Origin of the sequence: Microbacterium sp. HMH0099, from assembly GCF_049384025.1 — a bacterium.
In the GTDB taxonomy this organism is placed as follows: Bacteria; Actinomycetota; Actinomycetes; order Actinomycetales; family Microbacteriaceae; genus Microbacterium.
The window spans coordinates 234571-250711 of sequence record NZ_JBMRJR010000001.1; the positions used below are offsets into that span (position 1 = coordinate 234571).

Annotated in this window: 12 protein-coding genes; 6 read left to right on the forward strand and 6 right to left on the reverse strand. The window is 74.1% G+C overall.

Translation table 11 applies throughout. The features are described from left to right. Positions 1-169: 169 nt before the first annotated feature. Both ACO03V_RS00925 and ACO03V_RS00930 read left to right on the forward strand, forming a co-directional pair. Complete coding sequence (locus ACO03V_RS00925; protein ID WP_423136261.1) at positions 170-1111, forward strand: SDR family oxidoreductase; 942 nt, start codon at positions 170-172, stop codon at positions 1109-1111. Between the two features lie 158 nt (positions 1112-1269). Beyond that, positions 1270-2853: a molybdopterin-dependent oxidoreductase gene (locus tag ACO03V_RS00930; RefSeq protein ID WP_423136262.1), complete on the forward strand. Its 1584-nt coding sequence runs from the start codon at positions 1270-1272 to the stop codon at positions 2851-2853. Positions 2854-2932: 79 nt separating this feature from the next. Here the strand turns inward: ACO03V_RS00930 and rocD are convergent, their stop codons facing one another. From rocD to ACO03V_RS00950, 4 genes are all read right to left on the reverse strand, one after another. Beyond that, positions 2933-4150 (reverse strand): ornithine--oxo-acid transaminase, encoded by a 1218-nt coding sequence (gene rocD / locus ACO03V_RS00935; RefSeq protein ID WP_423136263.1) that lies wholly within the window; start codon positions 4148-4150, stop codon positions 2933-2935. Then, positions 4147-5031, reverse strand: coding sequence for a dimethylargininase (ddaH, locus tag ACO03V_RS00940; protein WP_423136264.1), 885 nt, complete (start codon positions 5029-5031; stop codon positions 4147-4149). The genes rocD and ddaH overlap by 4 nt, the downstream gene beginning before the upstream one ends. A 193-nt stretch (positions 5032-5224) precedes the next feature. Next, positions 5225-6736, reverse strand: coding sequence for an alpha-N-arabinofuranosidase (locus ACO03V_RS00945; RefSeq protein WP_423136265.1), 1512 nt, complete (start codon positions 6734-6736; stop codon positions 5225-5227). Positions 6737-6966: 230 nt separating this feature from the next. Beyond that, positions 6967-10707: a proline dehydrogenase family protein gene (locus ACO03V_RS00950; RefSeq protein WP_423136266.1), complete on the reverse strand. Its 3741-nt coding sequence runs from the start codon at positions 10705-10707 to the stop codon at positions 6967-6969. Positions 10708-10953: 246 nt separating this feature from the next. On the opposite strand from ACO03V_RS00950, the gene ACO03V_RS00955 reads away from it, so the two are divergent. Both ACO03V_RS00955 and ACO03V_RS00960 read left to right on the forward strand, forming a co-directional pair. After that, positions 10954-12075 (forward strand): S1 family peptidase, encoded by a 1122-nt coding sequence (locus tag ACO03V_RS00955; RefSeq protein ID WP_423136267.1) that lies wholly within the window; start codon positions 10954-10956, stop codon positions 12073-12075. 125 nt (positions 12076-12200) lie between these two features. Continuing rightward, positions 12201-13181, forward strand: coding sequence for an acetylxylan esterase (locus ACO03V_RS00960; protein ID WP_423136268.1), 981 nt, complete (start codon positions 12201-12203; stop codon positions 13179-13181). A gap of 13 nt (positions 13182-13194) precedes the next feature. On the opposite strand, the gene ACO03V_RS00965 is transcribed toward ACO03V_RS00960, so the two are convergent. Continuing rightward, entirely contained in the window at positions 13195-13755 is a 561-nt protein-coding gene (locus ACO03V_RS00965) for an acyl-CoA thioesterase (RefSeq protein WP_423136269.1), read from the reverse strand. Beyond that, positions 13752-14699 (reverse strand): DUF817 domain-containing protein, encoded by a 948-nt coding sequence (locus tag ACO03V_RS00970; RefSeq protein WP_423136270.1) that lies wholly within the window; start codon positions 14697-14699, stop codon positions 13752-13754. Before ACO03V_RS00970 ends, ACO03V_RS00965 begins: the two co-directional genes overlap by 4 nt. 116 nt (positions 14700-14815) lie before the next feature. On the opposite strand from ACO03V_RS00970, the gene ACO03V_RS00975 reads away from it, so the two are divergent. Together ACO03V_RS00975 and cofE are read left to right on the forward strand one after the other, a co-directional pair. Next, on the forward strand, positions 14816-15322 hold the full coding sequence (locus ACO03V_RS00975; RefSeq protein WP_367732564.1) for a GNAT family N-acetyltransferase: 507 nt from the start codon (positions 14816-14818) through the stop codon (positions 15320-15322). Position 15323: 1 nt separating this feature from the next. After that, positions 15324-16082, forward strand: a complete 759-nt coding sequence (cofE, locus tag ACO03V_RS00980) for a coenzyme F420-0:L-glutamate ligase (RefSeq protein WP_423136271.1) — start codon at positions 15324-15326, stop codon at positions 16080-16082. Positions 16083-16141: the final 59 nt, after the last annotated feature.

Here is a 16141-nt window from a genome sequence, read left to right on the forward strand (position 1 = left end):
ACCCGGCCGGACGCCGCCGCAGCCAGGACGCGTCGATCCCCCTTTCGCGGGAGCTGCCCGCACCCGGATCGCCGAGCCTCGGATCGGCGGGCCCTGCCTCGGCCCACGCGGAGACGTCACGCTGGCCGGGACACGACGTCACCGGCATCCGTACCGACAGGAGCTCCTCATGGCCCGCGAGAACATCGACATCGACATCCCCGACCTGACCGACCGCCGCGCCGTCGTGACCGGCGGCAGCGACGGCATGGGCGTCGTGATCGCCGAGCGGCTCGCCGCCGCCGGCGCGGAGGTCCTCCTCCCCGTCCGGACCCGCGCGAAGGGCGAGCGCGTCGCCGCGGCCATCCGCGACCGGGTGCCGAAGGCCCGGGTCTCCGTCCACGACCTGGACCTGTCGTCCGTGGCATCCGTCCGCGCCCTCGGCGAGACGCTGCGGGCCGAGGGGTCCCCCGTGCACCTGCTCGTCAACAACGCCGGCGTCATGACCCCGCCCGCGCGGCAGACGACCGCGGACGGATTCGAGCTGCAGCTGGGGACGAACCATCTCGGACACGTCGCGCTGGTCGGAGAGCTCCTGCCTCTGCTGCGCGCCGGCACGGCGCGGGTGGTGACGCAGGTGAGCGTCGCCGCGGAGCGCGGCCGGATCGACTGGGACGACCTGAACAGCGAGCACCGGTACCGTCCGCAGCGGGCGTACGCGCAGTCGAAGATCGCGCTCGGCCTGTTCGGACGGGAGCTGGACCGCCGCAGCCGCGCGGAGGGCTGGGGCATCACGAGCGTCCTGTCGCATCCCGGCGTCGCCCCGACGAACCTGCTGGCCGCGCGTCCGGAGATCGGCCGCAGCTCCGACACGACGAGTGTCCGGGTGATCCGGTGGCTGTCCGCGCGAGGGGTGCTGCTCGGCACGCCCCGCACCGCCGCCCTCCCCGCGCTGCTGGCGGCGACCACGGCGCAGCCGCGCACGGACCTCCTGTACGGCCCGTCCGGCCTCGGGCACCTCGGCGGCGCCCCGGCCCCGCACCCCTTCTACCGTCCGCTCCGCGACACCGCCGAGGCGGCGAGGGTGTGGGAGACCTCCGCGAGTATGACCGGCGCGGCGCTCCCGGTCTGAGGGCGGCCGGCGCGGAGCGCGGAGCGTGTGAGCTCGCGGGCGTCGGGCGCGACGGGGCCGGATGGCGGGGGACGGCGGGCGGGGCGGGACGGATGCCGGTTGGCTGTGAGTTCCGGCGGACGCGGCGCCCGAAGTGCACGCTCTTCTAGGCTCCGTTCGTGGCCTCTCCCTCCTCCCGCCGTCGCGCCGTCCCCGCGGTCGCCGCCGCCATCGGCGCCACCGTCCTCGGCGCCGGACTCGGCGAGCTGGCGTCCGCCCTCGTCGCGCCCGCGTCGAGCCCCTTCGCGGTGATCGGCGGCGGCATGATCGACATCGCCCCGGCATGGGCGAAGGACACGGCGATCGCCCTGTTCGGCACCGGTGACAAGGCGGCGCTGCTCGTCGGCATAGCGGTGCTGCTGCTGGCGGTCGCCGGTGTCGCCGGGGCCCTCGAGTGGCGACGTCCGCCAGGGGGCCGGGTCGTCCTCATCGCCCTCGGCGTCATCGGCGCGGTGGTCGCGACGACGCGCGCCGATGCCGGGCCGCTGTCCCTCGCACCCTCCCTTCTCGCGGGGATCGCCGCCGCCGCCGTCACCGCGCTGCTCGTCCGCCGCCTCCGACAGGGCTCGACTGCCGACAGTCCCGCCTCCCCCGTCGACGGTGGCGTGGCGGGAACCGCGCCCCGCCCCGGCGCGGACCTGACCCGCCGCGGGGTGCTCGCGCTCTCCGGCGTCGCCGTCCTGGCCGGCGCGCTGGCCGCCGCCGGATCCGCAGCGGTGCGCGGGGGCGCCCGGGCGACGAGCGCCCTGCGCGCCGCCGTCCGGCTCCCCGCCCCCGCGACGACCACCGCCGTCCCGGCGTCCGCCGAGCTCGGCATCGACGGGCTCGCCCCCGTCATCACGCCGTCGGCGTCGTTCTACCGCATCGACACCGCGCTCGTCGTGCCGCAACTCGATCCCGCCACCTGGACCCTGCGCATCCACGGCCTCGTCGAGCAGGAGGTCGTGCTGCGCTGGGACGACCTGGTGGAGCTCCCGCAGAAGGAGACCGTCGCGACCCTCGTCTGCGTCTCGAACGAGGTGGGCGGATCCCTCATCGGCACCGCGCGGTGGCTGGGGGTGCCGCTGCGCGACATCCTCGCCCGGGCGCGCCCGACGGCCGAGGCCGACATGGTGCTGTCGCGCTCGGTCGACGGGTTCACGGCATCCACGCCCCTCGAGGCGCTCACGGACGAGCGCGACGCGCTCCTCGCGATCGGCATGAACGGCGAGCCGCTCCCGGTCGAACACGGCTTCCCGGTGCGGATGGTCGTGCCCGGGCTGTACGGGTACGTCTCCGCGACGAAGTGGGTCAGCGAGCTCGAGGTCACCCGCTTCGACCGCGCCGAGGGGTACTGGACCCCGCGGGGCTGGTCCGAGCGCGGCCCGGTCAAGCTCGCGTCGCGCATCGACGTGCCGCAGGCGGGCGCGCGTGTCACCGCCGGGACGACCGTCATCGCCGGCGTCGCCTGGCAGACCCACGTCGGCGTTTCGGGCGTCGAGGTGCAGATCGACGACGGGCCCTGGCAGCCGGCGACGCTCGCCACCGCCATCTCCGCCGACACGTGGGTGCAGTGGAGCCTGCCGTGGGATGCCACCAGCGGCGCGCACACCGTGCGCTGCCGCGCGATCTCGGCCGACGGGCAGACGCAGACCGCGGAGCGCGCCGCCCCCGCCCCCGACGGGGCGACGGGCTACGACGAGCTCACGCTGACGGTCGCCTGACGGCGGCGAGACCGCACGCCCGCCGCGAGATCACACGCTCCGGGGAGTCCGGAGCGTGCGACCTCGCGCGGCCGACCGCTCAGGCCGTGAGGACGTGCCGCAGCTGCTCGACGGCCCAGTCCAGCTCGGTGGCCCGGATCGTCAGCGGCGGGGCGATGCGGATCGTCTGACCGTGCGTGTCCTTGACGAGAACGCCGCGCGCGAGCATCTTCTCGGCAACCTGGCGACCGGTGCCGTACGCGGGGTCGATGTCGATGCCCGCCCACAGGCCCGCGATGCGCACGGCGGTCACGCCGGTGCCGATGAGGGACCGCAGATCGGCCTCGAGGTGCTCCCCCAGCGCCTTCGCGCGGGTCTGGAACTCCCCGGATGCCAGCATCTCGACGACCCGCAGACCCACCGCCGTCGCCAGCGGGTTGCCGCCGAACGTCGACCCGTGCTCGCCGGGACGGATGACGCCCAGCACGTCCTCGTCGGCGACCACCGCGGACAGCGGCAGGATGCCGCCGCCGAGCGCCTTGCCGAGCAGGTACACGTCCGGGACGACGCCCTCGCGGTCGCAGGCGAACGTCTCGCCGACGCGGCCGAGGCCCGACTGGATCTCGTCGGCGATGAACAGCACGTCGTTCTCGGTGCAGATCTCCCGCACGCGGCGGAGGAACCCGTCCGGCGGGACCACGACGCCGGCCTCGCCCTGGATGGGCTCGAGCAGCACGGCGGCGGTGTTCTCGTCGATCGCGGCGGCGATGGCATCCGCGTCCCCGTAGGGCACGTGCACGAATCCCGGCGCGTACGGCCCGAAGTCGTCGTGCGCCACGGGGTCGTCGCTGAAGCCGACGATCGTGGTGGTCCGGCCGTGGAAGTTGCCGTTCGCGACGATGATGGTCGCGGCGTCCGGGGCGATGCCCTTGGTCCGGTAGCCCCAGGCGCGAGCGACCTTGATCCCGGTCTCGACCGCCTCGGCGCCGGTGTTCATCGGCAGCACGAGATCCTTGCCGCACAGCTGCGCGAGCGCCGCGGCGAAGGGGCCGAGCCGGTCGTTGTGGTAAGCCCGACTGGTCAGCGTCAGACGATCCAGCTGCTCCCGCGCGGCGGCCAGGAGGGCGGGGTGCCCGTGGCCGAAGTTCAGCGCGGAGTAGGCCGACAGCAGGTCGAGGTACCGCTTTCCCTCGACGTCCGTGACCCACACGCCCTCGGCGCGCGAGACGACCACCGGCAGCGGGTGGTAGTTGTGTGCGACGTGCGCGCTCTCGTCGGCGATCAGTCGGGCGCCGATGTCGTCGACGGCGGTGCTCATCGCGAGCCGCCGCGCAGCTCGAGCGTGCAGCACTTGATGCCGCCGCCGCCGAGCAGCAGCTCGGACAGGTCGACCATCACCGGGGTGTAGCCGCGCTCGCGCAGCTGCGCCTCGAAGCCCACCGCGCGCGGGGAGATGATGACGTTCTTGCCGTCGCTCGCCGAGTTGAGCCCGAACACCGAGCCGTCGGCATCCGAGACCCGGATGGCCTCGGGGTAGCGCTCGCGCAGGACGGCCTGGCTGCGCTCGTCGAACGCGGTGGGGAGGTAGGCGATGTTCGCCGACTCCACGCCGCCGGGACCCTCGACCGGGTCGAGGACGGCGATGGCGGTGTCGAGGTGGTAGAACCGGGGGTCCGTCAGGGTCAGCGACACGACCTCGCGCGAGAAGACCTCGCCCACCTCGCGGTGGCTGTCGCCGGTGGAGCGGAAGCCCGTGCCGGCCAGGATCGTGTCGCCGACGAGGAGGAAGTCGCCCTCGCCCTCGTTCACCTCGACGGGCTCGGCGACCTCGAAGCCGTTCGCGGCGAACCAGTCGATGAAGGCCGGGGCCTCGGCGGCGCGCTCACGGAAGCGGAACTTCGGGCCGTACGCCACGCCGTCGATGACGAAGCCGCCGTTGGCGGTGTAGACCATGTCGGGCAGACCCTCGACCGGGTCGATCAGCTCGATCTCGTGCCGCAGCTCGACGTACGTGTCGTACAGCGACTGCCACTGCTTCAGCGCCAGGTTCGTGTCGGTGGGGCGCGACGGCTCCATCCACGGGTTGATGCTGTAGCTCACCGTGAAGTGCTCGGGACGGCACATCAGATAGCGGCGGTGCTGCTGCACGCGCTCGACGGTCGAGGCCTCGCTGGCGGCGGCGGTGGGGTTCGCGGACATCTTCACTCCTCAGAGAAGGTGCGGCGGACGCTGTCCTCGGGCCCGGTGGCCCTTCGACCCGTCGGCACCGAGGCGCCGTGCGGGGAAAGGTCGGTCCGGGCACGCCGCGCCCATTCTCGCACGCGCGCGCGGACGGGCGCGAGCGGACCGCCGTGCGGACGCCCCGTCGCGTCGCCGACGGTCGCGCTCCGGGTCAGCGCCGTCGCAGCGCCAGCGCCGCCCACGCGACGGGCGGGAGGGTCACGCGCAGGATGCCGCCCTCGACACGCGCGTCGAGGGGACGGGGCCGGACCCGATCGGGGTCGGCGAGCGTGTTGCGGGCGGCGGGGTCGTCGTCGTGCAGGAGGTGGGTCTCGACGATCTCGACGTCGCCGAGGCCGCGGACGTCGATCTCGACGTCGAGCGGCTCCGCCATCCCGCGGTTGACGAGGAACACCGCGGACGTCCCCGCGTCGGCGTCGTGGGTCGCGACCCCGGCCACGGCCGGCACGGTCCCGTAGCGCGCCGTCTCGACGCTCGGCGACGCGATGTGCAGGCGCACCGCGTCCCCCGTCGCCAGGCGGGAGGTGAGGGCGAAGGGGAAGAAGGTCGTCTGCCGCCAGGCCGGTCCGCCCGGCTCGGTCATGATCGGCGCGATGACGTTCACGAGCTGCGCCAGCGACGCGCTCGCCACCCGATCGGCGTGCGCGAGCAGCGAGATCAGGAGACTGCCGAATACGACGGCATCCACCGCCGAGTACATGTCCTCGAGGAGCCGCGGCGCCACCGGCCAGTCGTCGATCGCCGTGGGCTTCTCGGATGCCACGCGGTCCATATACCAGACGTTCCACTCGTCGAACGAGATGTCGATGCGCTTCGCGCTGCCCTTCGCCGCGCCGACGTGGTCCGCCGTCGCGACCACCGCTTCGATGAACCGGTCGGTGTCGACGGCGGAGGCCAGGAAGGACGCGGTGTCGCCGTCGTGCTCCTGGTAGTAGGCGTGGCAGGAGATCATGTCGACGTCGTCGTAGGTGTGCTCGAGGACGACCCGCTCCCACTCGCCGAACGTCGGCATCTGCGCGCCCGAGGAGCCGCACACGACGAGCTCGATCGACGGGTCCAGCTGGCGCATGCCCTTCGCCGTGCGGGCGGCGAGCGCGCCGTAGTCCGCGGCCGAGCGATGCCCGAGCTGCCACGGCCCGTCCATCTCGTTGCCGAGGCACCACACGCGGACGTCGAAGGGCTCCGTGCGGCCGTTGTCGATCCGCTGCTGCGCCAGCGTGGAGCCGGCGGGGACGTTGGCGTACTCGAGCAGGTCGATGGCCTCGAGGGTGCCCCGCGTGCCGAGGTTGACCGCGAGCATGAGGTCGCTGCCGGCCTTGTCGAGCCAGTCGGCGAACTCGTGCAGGCCGATCTCGTTCGTCTCCGTCGAGTGCCACGCGAGGTCGAGGCGACGGGGGCGCTGCTCGCGCGGGCCGACGCTGTCCTCCCAGCGGAAGCCGGAGACGAAGTTCCCGCCGGGGTACCGGATGGTGCTCACGCCCAGCTCGCGGACGAGGTCGAGCACGTCGGTCCGGAACCCCTGCTCGTCGGCGGCGGGATGACCGGGCTCGTAGATGCCGTCGTAGACGTGCCGACCGAGGTGCTCGACGAAGCCGCCGAACAGGCGACGGCGGACGGGGCCGATCACGGATCGGGGGTCGACGGTCAGTCGGGCGGCGGTCATCGTTGCTCCTCCGGGTCGGGTCGACGGTATCCCGAGCCCCCGCGCGCACGGAAACGTTTTCGAAACCCCTCAGGGCGATGGATGCCACGCCCCCCACCTGGCGTTGACTTGTCGCATATGCACGCGAAGCCCGGCGTCCGGCGTACATATGTGCCAAGTCAGCGCGAGGCCGGACCGCGACCCACGACGACAAGGGCTGCGCTGCGGGCGATGGATGCCACGCCCCGGGCTCAGATGACGGCGGTGCTCCACGGGTCGGGGCGGCCGTGACGGAACGCCGCGATCGAGATCGCCTGCTCCCGGAGGAAGGGCAGCAGTTCAATCCGGCCCGCGGTCGTCACCTCGTCGGCGTACACCGTGACCGCGGGGTCGCCGGCGATCGTCCCGACGAGCGCCGCGCGGAGGGCGCGCACCGACTCCGCGGGGCCGACGAGCCGCACGCGCGACGGCCGGACGGCGGGGGCCGCCGGCGGGTCCGCGGCGGTGTCGCCGGCGGCATCCGGGACGCCCCACGCCATCCGCTGCAACCACTGCGCGTCGCTCTCGACCGAGACCGCGACGCCACCGTCGCCGAGCAGGTGCCGTACCTCGGCCGGGAGCCCGACCGGGGTGCTGAGGGTGAACGTCGACGCCGACCGCACCGCCGCCACCAGCACGCGCAGCACGGCCTGCCACGACGCGTCGCCGGTCGCACGCACGGCGACGTCGACCGGGCGGTAACGCCACAGGTTCCGTTCGACGCCGAGCCGCGACACGTCCTTGACGCGGCCGAACTCACGGTCCCATGCGACCGCGTCCGACAGCGCCCCGCGGCGCAGCCACTCGAACGCCTCGTAGCCGAGCGTCGGCTGCGCGGCCTCGATGAGCGCGGCGATGCGGCTGTCCAGCCCGCGCAGGTGCAGCGTCGACGACGCCGGACCACCCGACGACGGCCGCCACGACCCGAGGGCGACGAGGCGGTTCGGCCCGCCCGCCATCGTCCCCGTGCCCACGTTCGCCTCGCCCCAGCCGCCGAGCGGCTCGCGCTGGGCGGCGAAGCCCACCGTGGAGCGGTTGACCCGGAGCGTCGCGGCCTCCGCGCCGTCGAGCCACAGGTCGAGGTCGGCGGCGTCGCGGGTGTGCAGCCCGGCGACGAGACCCGACCCCAGCAGGTTCTGCAGCTCGATCGCGCGGGTCATCGACGGCGCGTGCAGGACGCCGAGCACCGGTGCGGCCACGGCGGTGCGGGTCAGGTGCGATCCGGCGTGCACGCCGATGCGGACGCCGGGGGTCCAGAACCGTCCCGCGGTGTCCGGGCCGAGGTCCAGCTCGCGCGGCTGAACGAGCCAGCGCTCCCCGGTCTCGAGCACGGTCAGGGCGCGACGCACCTCGCCGGTCGGCTCCTCCACGAGGGGCCCGATGTCCGAGCGCGGGTCCGAGGCGGGCCCGACCCGCAGCGACGAGACGGCGTCGGCGAGCTGCGCCGCGATGCGCGACGACCGCGCGGCCGACCCGACGAGGATCGCGAGCGAGGCGGCGCCCGGGGCCTGACCGGCGCGCGCGAACGCCCCCTCCACGAGAGCCGCGACGGCGTCGTCGACGTCGGCGGACGGGGCGACCACGACGACGTTCCGCCCCGCCGTGACCGCCTGCAGCGGCAGCTCGGGTCGCCAGGCGACGAACCGCTCCGCCGTGGCCCGCGCCCCCGCGAGCAGGACGCGGTCGACGCCCGGGTGCACGAGGAGCGAACGACCGGATGCCTCCTCGTTGAGGTCGACGTAGGCGAGGACGTCCCGCGGGACCCCCGCCGCCCACAGCGCCTCGGCGACCACCGCCCCCGCGCGCCGCGCGCGGGGCGAGGGGGTGAGCACGACGCCGGAGCCCGTGGCCAGCGCGGCCAGGGTCTCGGCCGCGCACAGTCCGACGGCGGAGTTCCACCGCGGCGCGACGACCGTCACGCGGTCGGGGACGAAGACGGCGCCCGGGACGCGGTCGAGCTCCTTGGCGGTGACGGCGTAGTACGCGGCGGCGTCGACGGCCGCGTTGACCTCCGCGTCGCCCTCGGCGACGAGCACGCCCGCCTCGGACGCGAGCACCTCCAGCAGCTCGCCGCGGCGCTCCTCGAGCGAGCGCGCGGCCGCCTGCAGGACGACGGCGCGGTCGGCGGCACCGAGCGCGCTCCACGGCTCGGAACCGGTCCGCACGCGGTCGATCACGGCATCCAGGCCCTCGGCGTCGTCGACGCGGCCCGCCGCCGCCGTCGCGTCGCCGGCGGTCGACTCCTCGGAGCGCGCGAGCACGTCGCGTGCCCAGGCGCGGTCCGCGGGGATCGTGGGGTCGGTGCGCGCGGCGTTGCGGAAGCCGACGGCCCCCTCGGCCGCATCAGCGGTCTCGCGCAGCGAGAACACCGCGGTGTCGACGAAGGCCTGCCCGCCGAAGAGCATCTGCTGCACGTCCGGTCCGAGCGCCGAGGTGTCCTCCGCGGCGGCGTCCCGGGCGATGCCGAGCACCGCCTGGGTGAGGCCGCCGTCGACGGCCTCGTCGTCCGCGCGGTCGCGCAGGATGGACGGCGCACCCGCCCGCCCGCGGCGCGAGAAGCGCGGGGGCAGCACGGTGGTGCCGGCCCGGCGGAGCGCGCGGTCGACGCGCTCGGCGATGAGCGAGACCGGCCCGTCGTCGTCGGGGGATCCGGATGCCGCGGCGTCCGACGCCGGCGCATCGTCGCCCGCCGTCCCGTCGGTCGAGGGAGCCGGCTCCGCCGACCCGGGGCCAAACGTCGGGGCGGCGGCGGCCGCCTCCGCGGCGGCCCGGGCGATGTCGGCGGCGACGACGTCGAGGTCGTCGGGGTGGACGACGGGGGCGAGGACGACGTCGGCCCCGGCCGCCGGGACGAAGGAGCGCGGGGCGACGATCTCCACGGCGGTGCCGGCGTCGTCCGCGAGCGCGCGCGCGAGCTCGGCGACCACGCCGTCGGCGGTCTGCACCTGCACGCGCAGACCGGACGCGACGCGCTCGTCCAGCACGGTGCGCACCGCCGCGACGACGAGCGCGTCGAGGTCGTCGCGGTCGATGGCGAAGGGCGCGGACCAGCCCGAGCGCGCGGCGTCGACGAGCTCGTCGGTCGTCGGCACGCCGTCCACCAGCCGGACGTGGAGCGGCGCGCCGCCGTCCGCGACCCGCACGCGCGCCCACGCGGCCAGCTCGCGAAGGGCGTCGGCGGCGTCGGGAACGGCGACGGGGAGGGCGATGCCGGCCGCGAAGCCCTGCAGGCGCGGCTCCTCGAGCACCCGCGTCAGGACGGCGACACCGAGGTCGAGGTCGTCGCGACCCTCGACCACGAGGGTCGGTCGGACGTCGGCGCCGGCGGCATCCAGGAGGATCGGGAGGATCCGCTCCGCCGCGCGCTCGACGTGCGCGTCGAAGCCCCACACGCCCAGGCCGGCGAGGACGTCGCGCAGGGTGAAGGAGATCCGGTCCACGTCATCGTGGGAGAGGAGGGCGCGGATGCCGTCGACGCGGCGGCGCGCGGCGGCGTCGCCGAGCACCGCGGGACCGGCGAGACGCACGTCGAGGCCGCTGTCGGCGCGGACGGCCGCGATGTCGGCGCCGAGACGCTCGCTCCGCGCGTCGAGGACGAGGCGGGCGACGAGGTCCCGGACCGCCCGGCGCGCCACGGGCACCGCCGGGGTCGGCAGGACCGGCGCGACGGCGCCGCCGAGCTGGAGGGCTCCCCGCACGAACCAGGGCAGGGCGTCGGGCAGGTCGGCCGCCAGCCGGTGCAGGCCGGCCGCGGCGGCGCCGACGCCCTCGGGACGCAGCACGTCGTCGGCGGCCGTCGCGAGGAGGCGGACCGCCTCCGGCCCGATGACCGGCGGACGCGGGCGGTCACCGTCCGGCAGGGGGTCGTTCCGGCCCGCGATGCGCGCCGCGACGCGGTCGGAGACGTCGGAGGAGAGCGCCGAACCGGTGGCGCGCGCGTCGTTCGTGCTCATGGTGCACAGCCTAGGCACGAGGTGCCGAGCGACCCGGCGGCCCGCCGCGCGCGCCGAGAACTGGCGGCTGGGGATCCGTCCGGCGCCGGCGGGCACCCTGCACGGTGCGGTGGACGGCGAACGAGCGTCTTGTTACACCCAGATCAACAAAACTGTGAGTTCCTTCGCAATCGGGCCTGAGCGTGCTTACATGTCTCCCGGGTACCCACCACCATTTATCCCCCACTGGATGGAAGGTCACTCCACGTGAACCGCATATCGAAAGCCGTCGTCGGCGCTGCCGCCTTCGGCCTCTTCCTCACCACCGCGGCCACCGCTCCGGCGCTGGCCCAGACCGCCGCCCCCGACGCCGCCGTCGAGGGCGTCGACGCCCGACTCCTCGCCGCCATGGCGAACAGCCTCGGGACCGACACCGCCGGAGCGCAGGACGTGTTGCGTTTTCAGGCCGACGCGACCGAGACGCAGACGGACGTCATCGAATCCACGGGCGACGCCTACGCCGGCACCTGGCTCGACGAGTCGAGCCTGACCGTCTACGCCGCGGTCACCGACGACGCGGCGAGCGCGGCCGCCGTCGAGGCCGGCGCCGTGCCGGTCGAGGTGGACCACTCCCTCGCCGACCTCGAGGCGATCTCCGCGCAGATCGAGGCCAGCGTCATCCCCGACGTCATCCCCTCCTGGTGGATCGACGTGGAGACCAACGACGTGGTGGTCGACGTCGTCGCCGGCGGCGAGCAGTCGGCGACCGACTTCGTCGCGTCGCTCGGCGTCCCCGCCGACGCGGTGCGTCTGGAGACGGGCGTCGAGGCGCCCGAGACCCTCGCCACGATCCGCGGCGGCATCGCGTACAACATGTCGAACGGCGGCCGATGCTCGGTCGGCTTCTCGGTCCAGGGCGGGTTCATCACCGCCGGTCACTGCGGCGAGGTCGGCACCGGCACCACCTACGGCACGTTCCGCGGCTCGTCCTTCCCCGGCAACGACTACGCCTGGGTGGCCACCACCGCGGACCACACCCCCGTGGGCCAGGTCGTGAACTACTCGGGCGGCACCGTCGCTGTGCGCGGCTCGACGCAGGCCGCGGTCGGTGCGACCGTCTGCCGTTCCGGCTCCACCACCGGGTGGCACTGCGGCCAGATCCAGGCGTACAACACGTCGGTCCGCTACGCGGAGGGCACCGTCTCCGGCCTCATCCGCACCAACGTCTGCGCCGAGCCGGGTGACTCGGGCGGCTCGCTGCTCGCCGGCAACCAGGCCCAGGGCGTGACCTCGGGCGGGTCGGGCAACTGCAGCTCCGGCGGCACGACCTACTTCCAGCCCGTCAACGAGATCCTGCAGGCCTACGGCCTGCGTCTGCTCACCAGCTGAGCCCCTCCCCCCGAAGACGGCACCCCGGTCGACTGACGCGACCGGGGTGTCGTCGCGCGTGCGGGACCCGCGGCTCGCATCGTGTCGTACTGTCGGTTCGTCCCGCCCCCTGCCGAGGAGTCCCCATGGCTCACGTCCTCACCGACCTGCCGCTCGAGCAGCTGCACGAGTACCGCCCCGCTCTGCCGGAGCCCGACGACCTCGACGCGTTCTGGGCCGACACCCTCGCCGAGGCACGTGCCGCCGCGACGGCCCCGACGCTCGCGCCGGTCGCCGCGCCCGTCCGCGCGCTCACCGTGCACGACGTGACCTTCACCGGCTTCGGCGGAGACGAGATCCGCGCGTGGGTCGTCCGCCCGCACGGCACGGAGCCGCTCCCGGCCGTCGTCGAGTTCATCGGCTACGGCGGCGGCCGCGGACTCCCCGGAGAGCGCGTGAACTGGGCCGCGGCGGGATACGTCCAGGTCGTGATGGACACCCGAGGCCAGGGCAGCGGATGGAGCCACGGCGACACCCCCGACCCGCACGGGTCCGCGGCCGCCTTCCCCGGGGTGATGACCCGTGGCATCCGGGATCCCCGCGACTACTACTATCGGCGCCTCATCACCGACGCCGTCCGTCTCGTCGACGAGGTGCGGGCGATGGAGGGCGTGGATGCCACCCGCATCGCCGTCACCGGAGTGAGCCAGGGCGGCGGGCTCGCCCTCGCCGCGGCGGCGCTGTCCGGCGATGCGGTGGCCGCGGTGCTGCCGGATGTGCCGTTCCTCTGCGACTTCCCGAAAGCGATCGTGCGGACGCCGCTGCCCCCGTTCACGGAGATTACCCGCTACCTGTCGGTCCACCGCGACGACGCCGCCGCCGTCCTTCGCACCCTCTCGTACATCGACGGTGCCGTGCTGGCCCGCCGCATCGCCGCGCCGGCGTACTTCTCCGTCGGGCTCATGGACGACATCGTCCTGCCCTCGGGGGTCTTCGCGGCGTTCCACAACGTCGCGTCGGAGGACGCGGCGATCGAGGTGTACCCCTATAACGGCCACGAAGGCGGCGGGTACCGCCACTTCCTGCGGCAGGTCGCCTGGCTCGACGCCCGCTTCGGCCTCGGCTGAGCCTCCCCGCCGGTCACTGCCAGTCGCTGGGGGCGGGGCGCCGCGTCGAGGGAAGGGCGGATGCCGCCGCCCACTCGTGCACCCAGGGCTCGATGTCCGGCAGGCCTTCGGGGCGGCCGACCGCGCCGAACAGCTCGTCGTGCGGCACGGTCCCGCCGGTGCGGCGGAGGATGCGCGCCCGGATGACGGCGCTGGCGTAGATCTCCCCGCCCACGACGGCGCGGTGCCCGAGGTAGACCGCGCGATCGTCGTGGCCGAGCAGCCGCGTCTCGAGCGTGAACCGCTGCCCCAGCTCGAGCGACCGGCGGAAGGTGATGGTCTCGGCGGCCACCACCGCGTACCACCCGTTCCGCGACATCGCGTCGAGCAGCCCGGTGCGGGTCAGCAGGTCCCACCGCCCGAGGTCGAACAGCGACAGGTACCGGCCGTTGTTGAGGTGCCGCAGCAGGTCGATGTCGGTCGGGAGCACGCGGATGCGGATGCGGCCGATCGTGTTCGGGTCGAGGGCGCCCTCGCGACGGAGTCGACGGCGCGCGCGGGCGAGGACGAGGAGGGTGCGCCAGAGGAGGTTCACGAGGGGCGAGTGTAGCGATCCGACGGAGAAGCCCTTTCTCCGTTGTCGTTGTCCGACAAGTCCGCGTTCGGGGCCGCGCCGACGACGGCGTCCGGCCGACGCGGCGGGTACACCCACGTCACGAGGACGACCGACACGATCATCAGCAGGAACCACGACACGAGCTTCGAGGCGTCCACGGGATGCCATCCGCCCACCTGGGAGGGGTAGAGCCAGGCCCCGGCGTAGGTGCCGATGTTCTCCGCCAGCCAGATGACGACCGCGACCCCCGCGAATGCGAGGAGCAGCGGCATCCGGAACGTGCCCCGGAAGAAGCGGAAGTGCATCGTCGTCCGCGCCCACAGCAGCACCACGACGGCCAGGAGCACCCAGCGGGCGTCGAACACGAAGTGATGCGAGAAGAAGTTGACGTAGATGAGCGCCGCGACGACCCCCGTCGCCCACAGCGGCGGGTACCGGGTGAAGCGCAGGTCGAACAGGCGGTACACGCGCACCATGTAGCTGCCGACCGCGGCGTACATGAAGCCGCTGTACAGGGGCACCCCGCCCAGCCGCAGCACGCCCTCCGCCCCGTAGACCCAGGAGCCGACGTCCGTCTTGAACAGCTCCATGATCGTGCCGACGACGTGGAACGTGACGATCACGCGCAGCTCGCGCAGGGACTCCAGGCGACCGACGAGCATGACGACCTGGATCAGCACCGCCGCGATCGTGAGCGCGTCGTTGCGTGCGAGCACGGCGTCGTCGGGGTACCAGAGCTTCGCCGCGAGCAGCACGGCGAGGAAGGCCGCCCCGAACACGCACGCCCACGCCTGCTTCAGGACGAAGACCGCGAACTCGACCAGCCGCGCCCGGGCCCCCGTCTCCGGGGCGCCGGCCAGCAGGCGGTTCGCGACGGCGTCGATACGGGCCTCGACGGAGGTGAGGGAACGGCGGTCCGGCATGGGGGCATGCTGACACGTCCGTCTGACAGAACCCGGGCGGCCCGCATCGCATACCGCATCCGGGCGTCCGCGGCATCCGATTTCACCCGCGTCGACGGCGCGCGTAGGGTCGTGCCATGGAAGCGGAGACCCGAACCGACATCGTCGTCCGTCCGGTACGCGACGTGGATGCCGAGGCCCTGGGCCGCGTGCACGCCACCTGCTGGCACGAGACCTACGACCACCTGATCAGCACGGCCGCCCTCGAGGCGGTCTCCCCCCGGCGCATGGCCGAGCTCTGGACGCATTGGGCGTCGCAGGGCGAGGAGTACCGCATGCAGGCCGCTCTCGTCGACGGCGAGATCGTCGGCTTCGTCGGCTCGGGCCCGGCCCGTGACGAGGACGCCCCGCGCCCCCGCGAGCTGTACTTCATCTACCTGCTCGACGCCTTCCACGGGACCGGCATCGGCCAGCGCCTGTTCGACGCGGCGGTCGAGGAGGGCGAGGGCCTCTACCTGTGGGTCGCCGAGGACAACCCCCGCGCGCACCGGTTCTACACGCGCAACGGCTTCACGCTCGACGGCTCCTCGCAGGTGCAGCCCTTCCTCGGTGAAGAGCTCACCGAGGTGCGCTTCGTCCGCTGACGTGCTGCAGGTGTGGGCCCTCGCGGGCATCGGCGAGATCACTCCGGGCACGGACCTGACGAAGGTCGTCCTGGATGCCGCCGACGAGCCGTTCCACGACGGCGACATCGTCGTCGTGACGAGCAAGATCGTCTCAAAGGCCGAGGGGCGACTGCTCGCGGCCGACGACCGCGAGGACGCCATCACCCGGGAGACGGTCCGGCTCGTGGCATCCCGCCCCTCGCCGTCCGGGCACGTGACGCGCATCGTCGAGAACCGCCTCGGGATCGTCTCGGCCGCCGCGGGCGTCGACGCGAGCAACACCCCCGAGGGGACGGTCCTGCTGCTGCCCGAGGACCCGGACGCCTCGGCCCGCCGCCTCGCCGAAGGCCTGCGGGAGGCGACCGGTGCCCGCGTGGGCGTCATCGTGACCGACACGCTGGGCCGCGCGTGGCGCGAAGGTCAGACCGATCACGCGATCGGGGCGGCCGGAGTGCACGTCTTCGAGGACCTGCGGGGGACCACGGATGCCGAGGGCCGGCCGCTCGTCGTGACGCTGCCGTGCGTGGCCGACGAGATCGCCGCGGCCGCCGACCTCGTGAAGGGCAAGGCCGCACGCCTGCCCGTGGCCGTCGTCCGCGGGCGCGGGGACCTCGTCGGGGACCTCGACCTGCCCGGCGCGCGGTCCATCGTGCGTCCGGCCGAGCGCGACATGTTCCGCCTCGGTGCGGACGAGGCGTACGCCGCCGGGCTCGCCGCGGGGCGCGCGACCGCGGACTGACGGCTGCGGTTCTTCCGGCGTCGTTCGCGGGGCATGTCCCAGAATGTGCGAGGTGGGGG

Coding starts and splice junctions, on each gene's coding strand:
- ACO03V_RS00925 (WP_423136261.1), top strand. CDS start 170: ATGGCCCGCGAGAACATCGACATCGACATCCCCGACCTGACCGACCGC.
- rocD (WP_423136263.1), bottom strand. CDS start 4,150: ATGAGCACCGCCGTCGACGACATCGGCGCCCGACTGATCGCCGACGAG.
- ddaH (WP_423136264.1), bottom strand. CDS start 5,031: ATGTCCGCGAACCCCACCGCCGCCGCCAGCGAGGCCTCGACCGTCGAG.
- ACO03V_RS00945 (WP_423136265.1), bottom strand. CDS start 6,736: ATGACCGCCGCCCGACTGACCGTCGACCCCCGATCCGTGATCGGCCCC.
- ACO03V_RS00950 (WP_423136266.1), bottom strand. CDS start 10,707: ATGAGCACGAACGACGCGCGCGCCACCGGTTCGGCGCTCTCCTCCGAC.
- ACO03V_RS00960 (WP_423136268.1), top strand. CDS start 12,201: ATGGCTCACGTCCTCACCGACCTGCCGCTCGAGCAGCTGCACGAGTAC.
- ACO03V_RS00970 (WP_423136270.1), bottom strand. CDS start 14,699: ATGCCGGACCGCCGTTCCCTCACCTCCGTCGAGGCCCGTATCGACGCC.
- ACO03V_RS00975 (WP_367732564.1), top strand. CDS start 14,816: ATGGAAGCGGAGACCCGAACCGACATCGTCGTCCGTCCGGTACGCGAC.